This window comes from Polaromonas sp. P1_G2 (genome assembly GCF_056405515.1).
In genome coordinates this window covers 1-471 of the sequence record NZ_JBFUBY010001061.1, presented here as the reverse complement: position 1 = coordinate 471, position 471 = coordinate 1, and the positions used below count along the sequence as shown (strand labels likewise).

Below are 471 nucleotides of genomic sequence, written 5' to 3'. Positions count from 1 at the left end.
TGTCTATGTCGTGCGCAATATCCTGATGATGGATTTCGTCCGCCACACGCATCTCAAGATTTCCTTCGGCCCGATCAACAATCTCGTTCTCTGCCCGCATTGGCACCAATTGCACCACAGCATCGACCCGCGGCACTACGACAAGAATTTCGGTCTCCTGTTCTCCTTCTGGGACCGGCTGTTCGGAACTTTGGTCGTGCCGGCACCACAGGAAGATTTTCAGTTCGGACTTATCGACCGCGACGTGGGCGACTATCAGTCGCTGTTCGGCCTCTGGATCCTGCCGCTGAAGAAGATGTGGTGGCAGGCGCAGAAACCCTGGCGCAAACTTTTCGGCCGTGGCCAGGACGAACTGGTGCGGACGCAGGACGGGCCTAAATCATGAGCGTGCTCGCATCGCAAAGCGAGGCCGGCCTCGACAGGTTGGAAATTGTCCGTTCCGCAGACCGGCTGGACGCCTTGGGTCCCGCC

General features: G+C 58.6%; 1 protein-coding gene. It reads left to right on the top strand.

The window, feature by feature from the left end:
• A partial coding sequence (locus AC1D0P_RS29065) for a sterol desaturase family protein (protein ID WP_477679905.1) occupies positions 1-385 on the top strand: 385 nt, incomplete at its 5' end.
• Between the last annotated feature and the right edge of the window lie 86 nt (positions 386-471).